The sequence below is a fragment of the Paraflavitalea sp. CAU 1676 genome (assembly GCF_029223285.1).
GTDB lineage: Bacteria > Bacteroidota > Bacteroidia > Chitinophagales > Chitinophagaceae > Paraflavitalea.
On the sequence record NZ_JARHUJ010000006.1, the window covers coordinates 50258 to 64526 of the forward strand.

Annotated in this window: 15 protein-coding genes; 9 read left to right on the plus strand and 6 right to left on the minus strand. The window is 48.6% G+C overall.

Features of this window, described 5'->3' with window-relative positions; genetic code table 11:
- The first annotated feature begins 137 nt into the window (after positions 1-137).
- The 3 genes from recR (at position 138) to metH (ending at position 4835) form a co-directional block, all read left to right on the plus strand.
- Positions 138-758: a recombination mediator RecR gene (recR, locus tag P2H89_RS19845; RefSeq protein ID WP_275830087.1), complete on the plus strand. Its 621-nt coding sequence runs from the start codon at positions 138-140 to the stop codon at positions 756-758.
- Positions 759-1053: 295 nt separating this feature from the next.
- On the plus strand, positions 1054-2064 hold the full coding sequence (locus P2H89_RS19850; protein ID WP_275830089.1) for a homocysteine S-methyltransferase family protein: 1011 nt from the start codon (positions 1054-1056) through the stop codon (positions 2062-2064).
- Positions 2065-2144: 80 nt separating this feature from the next.
- Positions 2145-4835, plus strand: coding sequence for a methionine synthase (gene metH, locus P2H89_RS19855; protein ID WP_275830091.1), 2691 nt, complete (start codon positions 2145-2147; stop codon positions 4833-4835).
- 69 nt (positions 4836-4904) lie between these two features.
- On the opposite strand, the gene P2H89_RS19860 is transcribed toward metH, so the two are convergent.
- Together P2H89_RS19860 and P2H89_RS19865 are read right to left on the minus strand one after the other, a co-directional pair.
- Positions 4905-5393 (minus strand): hypothetical protein, encoded by a 489-nt coding sequence (locus tag P2H89_RS19860; RefSeq protein WP_275830092.1) that lies wholly within the window; start codon positions 5391-5393, stop codon positions 4905-4907.
- A gap of 68 nt (positions 5394-5461) precedes the next feature.
- Positions 5462-6364, minus strand: coding sequence for a DUF5694 domain-containing protein (locus P2H89_RS19865; RefSeq protein WP_275830094.1), 903 nt, complete (start codon positions 6362-6364; stop codon positions 5462-5464).
- A 196-nt stretch (positions 6365-6560) separates the two neighbouring features.
- Here P2H89_RS19865 and P2H89_RS19870 point away from each other — a divergent pair, with 196 nt between their 5' ends.
- Both P2H89_RS19870 and P2H89_RS19875 read left to right on the plus strand, forming a co-directional pair.
- Positions 6561-7586 carry a histidine kinase gene (locus tag P2H89_RS19870; protein WP_275830096.1) on the plus strand — a complete coding sequence of 342 codons (1026 nt, stop codon included), beginning with the start codon at positions 6561-6563 and terminating at the stop codon, positions 7584-7586.
- A complete protein-coding gene (locus tag P2H89_RS19875; protein ID WP_275830098.1) occupies positions 7583-8317 on the plus strand; it encodes a LytTR family DNA-binding domain-containing protein in 735 nt (244 codons plus the stop codon). Before P2H89_RS19870 ends, P2H89_RS19875 begins: the two co-directional genes overlap by 4 nt.
- 87 nt (positions 8318-8404) lie before the next feature.
- Here P2H89_RS19875 and P2H89_RS19880 read toward each other — a convergent pair whose 3' ends face one another.
- Positions 8405-9154, minus strand: a complete 750-nt coding sequence (locus tag P2H89_RS19880; RefSeq protein WP_275830100.1) for a TIGR00730 family Rossman fold protein — start codon at positions 9152-9154, stop codon at positions 8405-8407.
- 44 nt (positions 9155-9198) lie between these two features.
- On the opposite strand from P2H89_RS19880, the gene P2H89_RS19885 reads away from it, so the two are divergent.
- From P2H89_RS19885 to P2H89_RS19900, 4 genes are all read left to right on the plus strand, one after another.
- Positions 9199-9963, plus strand: a complete 765-nt coding sequence (locus P2H89_RS19885; protein WP_275830102.1) for an exodeoxyribonuclease III — start codon at positions 9199-9201, stop codon at positions 9961-9963.
- Between the two features lie 10 nt (positions 9964-9973).
- On the plus strand, positions 9974-10279 hold the full coding sequence (locus P2H89_RS19890) for a DUF4286 family protein (RefSeq protein ID WP_275830104.1): 306 nt from the start codon (positions 9974-9976) through the stop codon (positions 10277-10279).
- A 287-nt stretch (positions 10280-10566) separates the two neighbouring features.
- Positions 10567-10836, plus strand: coding sequence for an HU family DNA-binding protein (locus P2H89_RS19895; RefSeq protein WP_119052270.1), 270 nt, complete (start codon positions 10567-10569; stop codon positions 10834-10836).
- A gap of 194 nt (positions 10837-11030) precedes the next feature.
- Positions 11031-11144, plus strand: coding sequence for a 30S ribosomal protein THX (locus tag P2H89_RS19900; protein ID WP_275830108.1), 114 nt, complete (start codon positions 11031-11033; stop codon positions 11142-11144).
- A 245-nt stretch (positions 11145-11389) separates the two neighbouring features.
- On the opposite strand, the gene pdxH is transcribed toward P2H89_RS19900, so the two are convergent.
- The 3 genes from pdxH to pyrH form a co-directional block, all read right to left on the minus strand.
- A complete protein-coding gene (gene pdxH, locus P2H89_RS19905; protein ID WP_275830111.1) occupies positions 11390-12031 on the minus strand; it encodes a pyridoxamine 5'-phosphate oxidase in 642 nt (213 codons plus the stop codon).
- Positions 12032-12137: 106 nt separating this feature from the next.
- Complete coding sequence (locus P2H89_RS19910) at positions 12138-13169, minus strand: hypothetical protein (protein ID WP_275830112.1); 1032 nt, start codon at positions 13167-13169, stop codon at positions 12138-12140.
- Between the two features lie 182 nt (positions 13170-13351).
- Positions 13352-14065: a UMP kinase gene (pyrH, locus tag P2H89_RS19915; protein ID WP_345799371.1), complete on the minus strand. Its 714-nt coding sequence runs from the start codon at positions 14063-14065 to the stop codon at positions 13352-13354.
- Between the last annotated feature and the right edge of the window lie 204 nt (positions 14066-14269).

Consider the following 14269-nt stretch of genomic DNA (forward strand, 5'->3'; position numbering starts at 1 on the left):
GCAGCGGAAATGCAGGCGGGGCGTGCATCTCTTGTGAACGCCCACCGTATACAGAGGGCTTTTTGCCGAATCCAGACGGCGAATATTGCCTTCATTCCCCGCTATGGGGCCAACCGCGAAACGCGTATCTTTGTGTTATGCAATTTTCATCTGCGTTACTGGAAAATGCCGTCAATGAATTTGCCAAACTACCGGGCATTGGCAAAAAGACAGCTTTGAGGCTGGTGCTCCATATATTGAAGCAGGAACCGGAAAAAGTAGAACTTTTTGGGGAAGCCATTACCAAAATGCGCCGGGAGATCAAGTTCTGCCAGCGGTGCTATAATGTGGCCGATGCCGACATTTGTTCCATTTGCTCCAACTCCCTGCGCCGGCAGGAACTGGTATGCGTGGTGGAAAACCTGCGTGATGTGATCGCTATCGAGGGAACGCAGCAATTCAGCGGCACTTACCATATCCTCGGCGGTATCATCTCCCCGCTCGACGGCGTTGGCCCCGACCAACTGCATATTGAAGCCCTCATTCAACGGGTGCAGAAGGAAAAAATAGAAGAGATCATTTTCGCCCTGAACCCTAATATCCAGGGAGATACGACGATCTATTATATTCAGAAAAAACTACAATCGTATCCTGTCAAGGTAACCACCATTGCCCGGGGCATCGCTTTTGGCGGCGAGCTCGAATACGCCGATGAAATGACACTTGCCCGTTCAATCACCAACCGTTTGCCAGTAGAGAGTTACGTATCGAACCGGTAAGGCCCTCAGGTTCAGCCTCGTTTTGCCATTAATAGAACTTACCGTAACTTTGCGGCCTGATCGCAGGCGGATTTGTTTATTGTTCGGCCTGTAGCCCACAGGGGCAGCTTTCCAATAACGGAAAGTTCTTCACAACAGAACTAATAAACGCCAGGAAAACCTTCACACCATTTTCCCAACGTTTATGATGTTCTGAACTACGAACAGTAATCACCCACTGCCTGTTAATCTTATGCATCACCCGTTTTGTCATTGGCGGCTTCGCTGCCGACGACGGAGCAATAAACATTAGCATATGGACATCAGGAAACAATTAGAGAAGCGGATCTTGATCATCGATGGGGCCATGGGCACCATGATACAACGTTATAAGCTGGAGGAAGCCGATTACCGGGGTGAGCGTTTTAAGGACTGGCACCTGGATGTTAAAGGCAACAACGATCTCCTTTGTCTTACCCAACCTCATATTATTGAAGAGATACATAGTCAGTACCTTGAAGCAGGCGCCGACATTATCGAGACCAATACATTCTCCAGCACCACCATCGCGATGGCGGATTATGAAATGCAATCGCTGGCGTATGAACTAAATGTGGCGGCTGCAAAATGCGGACGCCGGGCAGCAGACAAATACACGGCACAGGACCCTTCCAAACCACGCTACGTGGCTGGCGCTATCGGTCCGTTGAACAAGACGCTCAGCCTTTCGCCCGACGTGAACAACCCCGGTTTCCGGGCGCTCACTTTCGATGAGGCCATGACGGCCTATTATGAGCAGGTGAGCGGGCTCGTTGACGGTGGTGTAGACATTATCCTTATCGAAACCATCTTCGACACCCTGAACGCCAAGGCTGCCATTTATGCTACCAAGAAATACTTCCAGGATACCAAAAAGCCAGAGCTGCCGATCATGATCAGCGGTACCATTACCGATGCGTCGGGCCGTACGCTGAGCGGGCAGACGCTGGAGGCATTTTATACCAGTGTAGCCCATGCCAAGCCTTTGAGCATTGGCCTCAATTGTGCATTGGGTGCTGCAGAAATGAGACCCCATATTGAAGAGCTGAGCCAGATAGCGGCTTGCTTTACATCGGCCTATCCGAACGCCGGCCTGCCCAATGCCATGGGTGAGTACGATGAACTGCCCGAGCAAACTGCCCACTTCATTGAAGAATGGGCTGAGCAGGGTTTCGTGAATATCGTGGGGGGCTGTTGTGGAACAACGCCAGATCATATCAGGCACATCGCTGATCATGTAAAGAAGATCACTCCAAGGCCTTTGCCGGTATTGGAGGAAGCCCTTTAAACGAAAGGGCCCCTGCCGCAATGCAGCCATCATGCTTTGAACAACTTAACTCGTAAGAGTTCCTACAGGAAATAATCAGTATGTCTGAACAAGTAGTTATCAAGCCTTACTTACGGCTCTCAGGTCTGGAGCCGTTGATCGTTCGCCCGGAAACGAATTTCGTGAATGTGGGAGAGCGGACGAATGTTACCGGTTCCAAGAAGTTTGCCCGTCTCATCCGGGAAAACAAATACGAGGAAGCGCTGAGTGTAGCCCGCCAACAGGTAGAGAGCGGAGCCCAGGTGCTTGACGTGAACATGGACGACGCCCTCCTGGATGGCGTTAAAGCCATGACCACATTCCTAAACCTGTTGCAGAGCGAGCCCGATATCGCCAAGATCCCCATCATGATCGATAGCTCGAAGTTTGAGATCATAGAAGCGGGCCTGAAGTGCGTGCAGGGTAAGTGTATCGTTAACTCTATTTCCATGAAGGAGGGCGTTGACAAATTCATCCGTGAAGCCCAGATCTGTAAACTGTTCGGTGCGGCTGTCGTAGTGATGGCGTTTGATGAACAGGGGCAGGCTGATACTTTCCAGCGCAGGGTAGATATTTGTACCAAGGCGTATCAGATCCTCACGGAAGAAGTAGGCATTCCGCCACAAGACATCATTTTCGACCCGAATATCTTCGCCGTAGCGACAGGTATCGAGGAACACAATAATTACGCAATCGATTTTATCGAGGCTACCCGCGTCATCAAACAAAGAATGCCGCTGGCAAAGATCAGTGGCGGTGTGAGTAATATCTCGTTCTCGTTCCGTGGTAATGACCATGTGCGGGAGGCGATGCACAGCGTATTCCTGTATTATGCCATTAAAGCTGGTATGGATATGGGTATCGTGAATGCCGGACAACTCGTGATCTATGATGAAATTGAGCCACAGCTGCGCGAACTCTGCGAAGATGTTATTCTTAACCGTCGTGCAGACTCAACCGACCGATTGATCAGCTTTGCCGAAACCGTGAAGGCAAAGGGTAAAATTGAAGTGAAAGACGAGGCCTGGCGCAACGGTACCGTACAGGAACGATTGACGCATGCTTTGGTAAACGGTATTACCGATTATATTGAACTGGATACCGAAGAAGCCCGCCAACAATATGCACGCCCCCTCGAAGTGATCGAAGGACCGCTGATGGATGGTATGAACGTGGTGGGCGACCTGTTTGGCAGCGGTAAGATGTTCCTGCCACAGGTAGTTAAGAGTGCCCGTGTGATGAAGAAAAGTGTGGCCGTCCTGACCCCATTCATTGAAGAAGAAAAGAAGAAGAATCCCGCCGCTCAGTCAGGCGGTGCAGCCCGCATTCTGCTGGCTACCGTCAAGGGCGACGTTCATGATATTGGTAAAAACATTGTAGGCGTGGTATTGGGCTGTAATGGCTATGATATCATCGACCTGGGCGTAATGGTGCCAGCGGATAAGATCCTGGAAACGGCCCAAAGAGAGCGGGCGGATATTATTGGACTGAGTGGCCTGATCACGCCTTCACTCGACGAGATGGTGCATGTGGCCAAAGAGATGAAGCGCCGCAATATGAAACAGCCGCTACTGATCGGTGGCGCTACCACTTCCAGGATGCACACGGCGGTGAAGATCGCGCCGGAGTATGATCTGGGCGTGGTGCACGTGCTGGATGCTTCGAGGAGTGTTACGGTAGCAGGTTCGCTGTTGAGCAATGAGCAGAAACCCGAATTCTTAACCAAGATCAGGGATGAGTATAAAAAGCTGAAAGAGGATTTTGGCAATAAGAAATCTGCCAAGCAATACCTGACTTTTGCCGACGCGCAAAAGAATAAAGTAAAGATCGACTGGGATGGATTTACTCCTGTGAAACCGACCTTTACCGGCACTAAGATATTCGACAACTACGATCTTAGAGAGATTGCACAATACATCGATTGGGGTCCGTTCTTCATTGCCTGGGAGCTGCATGGCAAATTCCCGGCCATCCTGAAGGATGAAAAGGTAGGCAAAGAGGCAACGAGGTTGTATGAGGATGCCAAAGTGCTGCTGAAACAGATCATTGATGAGAAATGGTTGAATGCGCGGGGTGTTATCGGCTTCTGGCCAGCAGAGGCAGTAGCAGCCGATACTGTTGAAGTGTTCAGCGACAAGGGTAAGTTCCAGCTGGACTTCCTGCGGCAGCAGGTGAAGAAAGCGGCCAACCAGCCGAATATCAGTCTGGCCGACTTCATCAAACCCTCTAATGGTTCTACTACTCCATCAGACTTTATCGGTGCTTTTACAGTAACCATGCAGGGCATTGAACCCCATGTAGAGCGTTTCGCTAAAAACATGGATGATTACAACAAGATCACACTGCAGGTATTAGCCGACAGGCTGGTGGAAGCTTTTGCCGAACTGTTGCATGAACGTGTTCGTAAAGAGTTCTGGGGCTATGCCAGTAACGAGCAGTTCTCCAATGAGGAGTTGATCAGCGAATCGTATTCCGGTATTCGACCTGCTCCCGGTTATCCCGCCTGTCCAGACCATACAGAAAAGTACAAACTGTTTGAAATGCTGGGCGGCAAGGAAGCTACTGGTATCACGCTTACGGAGTCGCTGGCGATGTACCCTGCTTCTTCGGTGAGCGGATGGTATTTTGCCCATCCTGACAGTAAGTATTTCGGTATTGGTAAAATTGAAAAAGATCAGTTTGAAGATTACGCCAGGCGTAAAGGCATGCCGCTCGACGAAGCTGAGCGGTGGCTGCGCCCTGTACTGGAGTAAGACTACGTTGTTTAATACAAAACAGCCGGGCCCATCAGGTCCGGCTGTTTGCTTATAGGACGTATTTGTTTATTGACGAGCTCTTTTATTGTCCATCCAGGTCTGGACCTCTTTTGCGTTTTTGAGTCCACTGATCAGCAGGGTTATTGCCACTATCTTCAGAATGATCCCTTTCACGATACTTTCAGGTTCCAACACCGCTGAGAGCACTAACAAGCTGCCGTATATGATCAGTCCGGTGAGGATGGCGTAATAGGGCCTTTTCTTTGTCCACAAACCAAGGCCCACGAACAATGCCGCAAAGAATACATAGATGCCTACCGTGATCCACATTTCCAATTCGGGCAGATCGGTAACAGTGGCAATCGCGATCAACTGAAATGCGCCGATGAGCAATAAAATGTTGCGGGCTTTCTTGACGGGTTTATCGTACCCTTCCATTGAATCATCATACACATCATCGAGCAGATTTTCCTGTTGTGGCGCTGCTTCCGCTGCCTGGCCGATCTGTTGACCGGCAGTGGCTGGTTGGTTGGGTTGTTGGGTGTTTTGCTCCATGTTAGCTGTTTATGCGCTCCAATATAGGGTGTTTTGCGGGGCTAACATAGAGTAATAGATGTAATTTTCTATTTTATCTTACCAGCAGTCTGCATTTTCAATGTCAAATCTTTGAGTTCTACGACCTCAAATTCGGGTGATGCTTCGAAGCAATGCCTCAATATAGGCATATGTCCGTTGCCGAATATCACTACTATACGGTCGGTGGGGCCGGGGTTTGTTTTCAGGATATTGTTGAAGATGCGCAGGTTTCTGCTGTACCACCACATGGCCAATCCATCGGGACCACTGTTGTTCTTTGTATTAAACCCCGATGCCAGGTAATGGCCATGCATCCTGCGGAGTGTAGCAGGTTCAGCCATCAACAAAAAGCTCTCGAGCATAGTGTTTTGCAGTTCGATCGAATCACTGGCATCATACATCAGCTTATACCTTTTATCCATCAGTCCGTCCCGTTCAGCATTGACCGGCTCGGCGCTTTTACGCATGCTGTCTATAAAGGCGTACTTATTGTAATTCTCACTGATGAAATTCGAGGCATCGACAGTATATACTTTGGTATGGCCGAGTTCTTTGGCCAGTCGGAAACCCAGCTGATCTATCTCATTGCGACGCAGTTTGTGTTCGCCGCGCAGGTAAGCATTGTACAGGGAATCAATGTACCGCGGGCTAAGGGATTCAATGTAGATGCGCGTGGGCTTGAAAGAGGCGATCACATCGGCCAGCTGCCGGATCTCGCGTTGCCTTTGCGGCGAAAGCACATCCATCATTTTTGACGAATCGGTTTTATGTCCGTCAAGGTTTGGGTAGGCAAAGTGAAAAGATCCGAGCAGCAGCGCCTGGGTAGGTGGATTGGTGGGATCGAGGAGGATCTTATCGGGCTGTAGTTGCCGGAGCTTTTTCCAATTAACGGGTTGACCGAAGGCTACCCCGGCCATCAAGAACGTAAAAAGGGTTGAGAATATCTTCATAGCTAATAATTTTCAACAAAGGAATGGAGGATCGGGCAGGGCCTTTGATCCGATCTGCTAACCGGCAGGTTCTGTCTGCCATTGCTGGTTTGCAGCGATTTGAGGGTTGGCAGACAAATTGAGGGGATTGGCAGACTATCTCTTAATAGAACCTGCCGGGTGCTGGATATTAGCAGCTGCTTATTTAGTTTTGGTTATGCGTAAACATCTTCTGAGAATTGCCCTCTTTTATACGCTGTTTGAGTTGCTGCGACAGGTGGGTGAAAGTGTTGCCCTTTGGGTGAGGGGGAAATTCCCGTTTGTCTGGGTACATAACGTAGGTGACCGGATCATGGCTATCGGGGGCTTTTTCATCTTCCTGTTATATCCCCTCACGGCTTTTGCCATTTTTGAGACCTGTTTCCGTCAGCGCAAACGACTGGCATTGACCTATTGGGCGGGTTGTATTTTGGTGATCATCTCTATCAGGTACCTGGTAGAACAAGTATTTTACCTGGCTGTTTGGGACTTTACCAACTACTCGCGGGGCGTTTCGCTATTGTACTACTTCCTCGATAATATCTATTATGCTGTTCTGTATTCATCTTTCGGCATTATCTATTTTTTCATCCACAATGAACGGGAGCTCAAACTAAACCAGGCTAAGCTCATGCTGGCAAATAAGCAAACCGAGCTTTCCTTTTTGCGGTCGCAGGTCAACCCACATTTCCTATTCAATAGCCTCAACAATATTTACTCGCTGGTCTATCATAAGAATGATCAGTCGCTGTCGGCCATCGCGAAGCTATCGGACCTGCTCCGGTACATGTTGTATGATGCGAATGAGCAAGTGCCCCTCGAAAAGGAGCTGGAGTATATTGACAAGTACATTGATTTGCAGCAAATGCGGTTTGACCAGCCTGTGCAGGTTGGGATGGCTGTTAGCGGGCGCCCGGAAAAAGCCCGTGTACCCCCACTCCTGCTGATACCTTTTGTAGAAAATGCTTTTAAACATGGTGATCTGCGACATGGGATTGGCATACAGGTTAAAACCTATGCCGATGAACAGGTTGTCCGGTTTGGTGTTGTCAATGCCATTGGCCATCACCAAAAGGATGCGGGTGGCGGCATTGGACTGGAAAATGTAAGACGAAGGCTTGATTTGTTGTTTCCCGGTAAACACCGGCTGGAAATAAAGCAGACTACCGATATATTTGAGGTTGAACTGGAGATCAACAAATGACTACCGGAAAAACAATAGCATGTGTAGTGGTCGATGATGAGCCTTTGGCGCTAAAGCTCATAGCAGACTATGTGCAAAAGACCCCGTTCCTGCAGTTGCGGGAGCAAACGGGCAGTCCTATGCGGGCCATCGAGTTGGTGCAGCAGGGAGAAGCGGAACTGTTGTTTCTTGATATTCAAATGCCCGAACTTACCGGATTGCAGTTAATGAAGATCGTGGGGCATAAATGTAAAGTGATCATCACTACAGCCTATACCGACTATGCCATGGATGGATATGAATTTGATGTGGTGGATTACCTGCTGAAGCCAATAACATTCGATCGATTTCTCGTAGCCGCTCATAAGGTAAGGGAAAGAATGCTTAACGAACCGGTAGCCCCGCTTCAGGAGGCCACGCCTTCGCCGGCCCCTTCCTCTCCCGGCTATATTTTTGTAAAAACTGAGTATAAGATCCAGAAAATAGACCTTACCAGCATACTCTACCTCGAAGGATTACGGGATTATGTGGCCTTCTACACCCAGAGCGGTAAGGTACTCACGCTGCAAAGCTTGCGTAGCTTCCAGGACCAGTTGCCCGAACTTCAATTTATGCGGGTGCACAAATCGTATCTCATAGCACTCGATAAGATCGAGTTCATTGAACGCAACCGGATCATCATTGCCGGCAATTATATTCCCATTGGCGAAACTTACCAGGATGCTTTTCTCCAAAGGTTGAATATCCGTTGAGTGCAACTGCGACCAATGGGTGTTTAGGAGGCTCTTCGGCTTACAGCTATCAGCTGCCGGTTAAGCCAGCTCCCCCAGTACGCGTCTTTATTTCTTCTCCAATAACCACCAGCGGCGTTTACCGTTTCTGATCTTGTAATTCTTTTGAATATAAGTTTGAATGTGGTGCATGGCCTCATCGACACTATCAGTGAGCAGCACGAGGTTGAGGTCTTCCCGGGCTATGGTGCCCTGTGTGGCCATGTATTCAAGATAATCCCACAGTTCGGCATGGTATTCCTTTCCAAACAGCACAATGGGGAACTGGGTGATGGTCTTTGTTTGTACCAGGGTCAGGGTCTCAAAGAATTCATCGAGTGTGCCGAAGCCGCCTGGCATAATGATGAATGCATAAGAATACTTTACCAGGATAACCTTGCGTACGAAAAAGTATTCGAAGGTGATCGATTTGTGCAGGAAGGGATTGGCATTTTGTTCGAAAGGGAGGCGGATGTTGCAGCCGACAGAATTACCGCCTGTTTCAAAAGCGCCTCTGTTGGCTGCTTCCATGATGCCGGGGCCTCCCCCGGTCATGGTGGTAAAGCCCGTTGCGGCGATCCTTTGCCCAAATTCCCTTGCTTTTTCATAATAGATATGGTCTTCTTTGAACCTTGCCGAGCCAAAAACGGTTATACAAGGCCCCAGGAAATGGAGGTTGCGGAACCCCTTGATGAACTGGGTAAAGACTTTCCACGCAAAGGTCAATTCATAGGTACGTGGCTTCGGTCCGTCCAGGTACACATGTTCTTTGGGTGGGATGATAGGCTTAATGCCGGTTTTTGCTGATGATGCTTCCATATCAATACTGTAAATTGCTCTCTCAAAAGTAAAAATAAATACCCATGCGTATCGTCAGCTATAATGTAAATGGCATCCGCGCGGCCATGAACAAGGGACTTATCGACTGGTTAAAAACGAATCCTGCTGATATCATTTGCCTCCAGGAGACCAAAGCGCACAAGGATAATGTTGATCACAGACAATTCACCGACCTGAAGTACTACGACTACTGGTTCAGCGCCCAGAAGAAGGGATACAGCGGTGTAGCTGTTTTTACCAAGATCAAACCCGACAACGTGGTGTATGGAACGGGTCACCAGGTGAGTGATGACGAAGGACGTGTGATACAGCTTGATTTTGGTGACCTGCGCCTGATCAATGCTTATTTCCCTTCCGGCACCAGCGGCGATGAGCGGCAGACCTATAAATACCAATGGCTGGATGAATTCTATCAATATGTGCATGAGCTGCGCGCGAAGATCCCCCAGTTGATCCTGTGCGGAGATTATAATATTGCGCATAAAGAGATCGATATCCATGACCCGAAAGGCAACAAGAACTCCTCAGGATTTTTACCCGATGAGCGGGCCTGGATGGATAAGTTTCTCGGCAGTGGCTGGATCGATACTTTCCGCGAGTTGCATCCGGAGCCGCACCGCTATAGCTGGTGGAGCCAGCGTTTTCCATCGGTAAGAGCACAGAACAAAGGATGGCGCATCGACTATATCAATGCTACGGAACCCTTGCGCAAACGGGTGAAGGCATCTGACATTTATCCCGATGTTAAACACAGCGATCATTGCCCTGTGTACCTGGAATTAAAATAATTTAATGCCCATGTATATATACAACATCACTTCTTTCGTTCATTGGAGCATCCATGAATCGTGGTTACAATGGATGAAGGAAAAACGAATGCCGGCTTTTGTAGCGACTGGATGTTTCAATAGTTATCAGCTGGTAAAAGTGCTGGGTACGGACGAAACCGAAGGGCTTACTTATGCGGCGCAGTATTTTTGCGGTAGCAAAGACGACTATTTACGATTCACTGAAAACCATGAACCTTCTTTTCAACAGGAGGCACGAAACAAGTGGGGTGATTATTGTATGTCATTCAACACGTTGATGGAGGCTGTGAAATGAGTGTGGAAAAAAAATTTAACAGTTCTCCAATGGAAAAAGTAGTCCATTCGGCCGAAACCCTTTGCTGTACAGCATTTCAGGTCAAGCGGCGTGAAACATAGGCTGACACTGCGTTTCAGCGAATGACATTGCAAAAAGAAGTTTGTCCGAATGTACTGAGATGCCGTAAAATCCTTGCCCCAAGCGGATTATAGCTATTTGGCAATTGTTAATTTTAAGGGATAATAATTTTGTTTCATTGAAAAAGCGACTAAATTTGTCGTGCTTAAATTTTAAAACATTACACTATGAACAAAGCTGAATTAATCGCAAAGATTGCAGACGACGCTGGTATCACCAAGACCCAAGCTAATGCTACTTTGGATTCTTTTGTTGAAGCTGTTACCAAGACACTGAAAGGTGGTGGTAAAGTAACTTTAGTTGGTTTCGGTACTTTCTCTGTATCTAAGAGAGCTGCCCGTAATGGTCGTAATCCTCAAACTGGTGCGGTTATCAAGATCAAGGCTAAGAAAGTTGCCCGCTTTAAGGCTGGTAAAGAGCTGCAAGCTAAATTATAATTGCTGCACCCAACGCATTAAAGGCTCCGATACAACGCTCACCGTGGTGAGCCAGCCGTACCGGAGCTTTTTTTTACGCCATAGTTTCCCGGATGGGGCCGGGCGGCCGGCAGGCTACAATAAATAAAGCGTTTTGTTTGACCTGACCGAAGCCTTATTTTTGCACTTTATTTTACTTATTAAAAGCTAATAACATGGGCAGAGGTGATAAAAAAACCAAGAAGGGAAAGACTTTCAAAGGTTCTTATGGCAAAAGCAGGCCTGCAAGAACAAAGAAAGCTGCAGCTCCCAAGAAAGAAGGTAAATAGTTGATCCGTTGATTGGTTAATAAGTTAGGGCGGTTCCCGTTTTGGCTTATCAACCTTTCAACCCCTCAACTCTCCTCCCTGTTACGACATGGCGCAACCCTCCCCTGCGCCATTAATTATTTTTAGCCCGATCGTTACGTAACAGACCCGGTTAAAGCCAGGCAGGCTACCCGGCGTTCCCGGCTCGCCTTATCGTCTCCTATTTCTTTATTCTATTCTTATTATTTGTAGAGTGGTCCCCCCTATTATGGTGCCAGTCTCTCCATGATCCAGGTTCCCTGGCCATCTTTCGTGTAGGATAATCTATCGTGTAAGCGACTGGGACGCCCCTGCCAGAACTCTATATGGGTGGGCTTTATGCGATATCCACCCCAGTGGGCAGGGCGCAGGATTGGCTTTGAACGGAACACTTCGCGGTATTTAAGGTCTTCCGCATCGAGCCATTCGCGGCTTTCTATGACCTGGCTTTGGGGGGAGGCCCAGGCGCCGATGCGGCTTCCCTCGGGGCGACTATTGTAATATTCATCGCTTTCCGCATCGCTTACCCGCTCTACGATGCCGCCGATGCGCACCTGCCGCTCGAGCTCTTTCCAGAAGAATACGAGGGAGGCGTGGGGGTTTTCTTCGAGTTGATGCCCTTTTGCGCTGGTATAGTTGGTAAAGAACACAAATCCATTTACATCATATTCTTTCAGCAGCACTATCCGTGCATCGGGGATGCCATTGGCTGTGGCGGTAGCGAGGGTCATGGCATTTACCTCGTCTATTTCGGCAGCGATTGCTTCCTGCCACCATTGGCCGAACTGTTCGATGGGGTCTTTATTAGCTTCCTTTTCGGTGAAAGCTTTCAGTTTATAGTCTTTACGGATATCTGCAATGGATGACATGGCTATTGTATAGATTAGGCTACAAAATTAGTCGTTCGGAGGGAATGTGCAGTAGTTGGCCTGATCAGGTGGGGGTATGAGTTTGGTCAGGCGAGTGGTGAAATGATCAACCCTTCTTACGGTCTTCGTCTTTGTCGTTCGACAGCTTTGAGAGGAGCGTTTCGATCTCGCTGATGCGTTTAAGCTGGATATCGAGCTTTTTGTTGTGCTCGGCTACCTGCTGCAGGTCGGTATTGAGCTCTTCGAGGTAGTTGACCTTCTTCAACAATTGCTGGCGCTGAAAGTTCGATTCGCGGAGTTTATCTTCCGTATCGGCGAGCAGCCTGGCGAGGCGCTGGTGCTCTTCGAGCATGTTTACCTGTTTCATTTTGAGCTCGTCGAACTCGCGGGTAATCTTGAAATAGGCTTGTTGCAGCTCTTCGTATTCATAACCCTTGTGCTGCGGGGCGGTAGAGGATTCTATCTTATGCAGGCGATCCTGGAGCACGCTGAACTCTTCGTAGGCTTTTTCGAGGCGGCCTTTCACTTCGTTGCTCAGAATCAGCTGCTGACGCACCTGCTTCAATTCGGCCTCTCTGTCCATGAGCGCCCTGCGTGCATCGCGTAATTGGGTGCCGAGTTGATCATTGAGCTGCTGTACTTCCGCATGGCGTTGCTCCGACTCCTTCAGCATTTCGACCTGGCGCAGGAGGCGACCTATATCCTGGTTGTGCGCGAACAGGTTGTCCTGCGCATTTTTCAGCTGCGACATCAGGGTGCCGGTGGGAGAATTATCGGCTGGCTTTTCCTGCTTTTCGGCTTCGTCGGGTTGTGACGCTTCCAGGCGGGCGACTTCGGATTTTAGGTCTTCTATCTCCAGTTCGAGCAATTCACCGCTTTCTTTCGTGTCTCTGAGTTCGCGGGTAAGTTGTTCGCGCAGGTCAACTTCTTCGTAATATTTAAGGCGCCATTCATCAAGGCCACCAATGGGCTCATCGGCGAGCACAGGTCGTTCGATGGTTGCGGAGGGCAATATTTTTTTCTGGATGAGGTAGAAGTGAATGGCAAATCCGAGGATCAATGACACCAACATAAATACAATCATCTCAGTGAGACTGATGGAGTATTTAGCAGCCAGTAAAATGTTTAATAGGGTCATAGCAGTCGGAAATGTTTCCTTTACTCACAGGTTCTTACGGGATACCACATCTTTCAAGGGACTTGAACGGGAGGAAAGCATTGAAAAGACGCCGGGGTCAGGGCATAATTTCCCCGTTAAAGTAGTACGATCGCGTCAGATATACAAGCCTGCTGGCTTGATTAATTTTGCAAGGCTGGTTATCAGGATTTTACCAGTGTTCCCACCTTGTCTCCGCACACCACTTTGCGCAGGTTGCCGGCGGTATTCATGTCAAATACGATGATGGGCAGGTTGTTTTCCATGCAAAGGGTGAATGCCGTCATGTCCATTACCCGGAGGTTTTGGGAGATACATTCCTGGAAGGTAATGGTCTCGTACTTTTTGGCATTGGGATCCTTTTCGGGGTCGGCAGTATAGATACCGTCTACCCGGGTGCCTTTCAGGATCACATCAGCTTCTATTTCGATGGCCCTGAGTGAGCCGGCTGTATCGGTAGTAAAGTAAGGATTGCCGGTACCAGCACCGAAGATCACTACACGGCCTTTTTCCACGTGGCGGATAGCGCGGCGGCGGATATAAGGTTCGGCGATCTGTTCCATCTTAATAGCGCTCTGGAGGCGTGTAAATACGCCTACTTTCTCGAGCATGGCCTGCATAGCCATTCCGTTGATAACAGTCGCCAGCATGCCCATATAGTCTCCATGTGCCCGCTCGATGCCTGTTTCAGCTTCGTTCATGCCACGATAAATGTTGCCTCCACCAATTACTATGGCTACCTGTACGCCGAGGTCAACGATCTCTTTGATATCGCGTGCATAATGCTCCAGTACCGCGGGATCCATGCCGTAGCTTTTATCTCCCATCAATGATTCTCCACTCAGTTTTAACAGGATGCGTTTGTACTTGGGCAACATGTATTTATGTATATGATTAACAAAGGAAAGGGCCAGCTTTTGGCCAATTGCTGTGCAAAGAAAAGGTTTTTGGTGAATAGAAAAAAGGGGAATCGGCCAAACAAAAATGCGTCCCGGTTTGGGACGCACTTTTCCTGGTTACGGATCTTTTCTTAAATACAAACAAAACTAACTGCTGTGAGAAAAAACGCTCTTTAAGGCTAT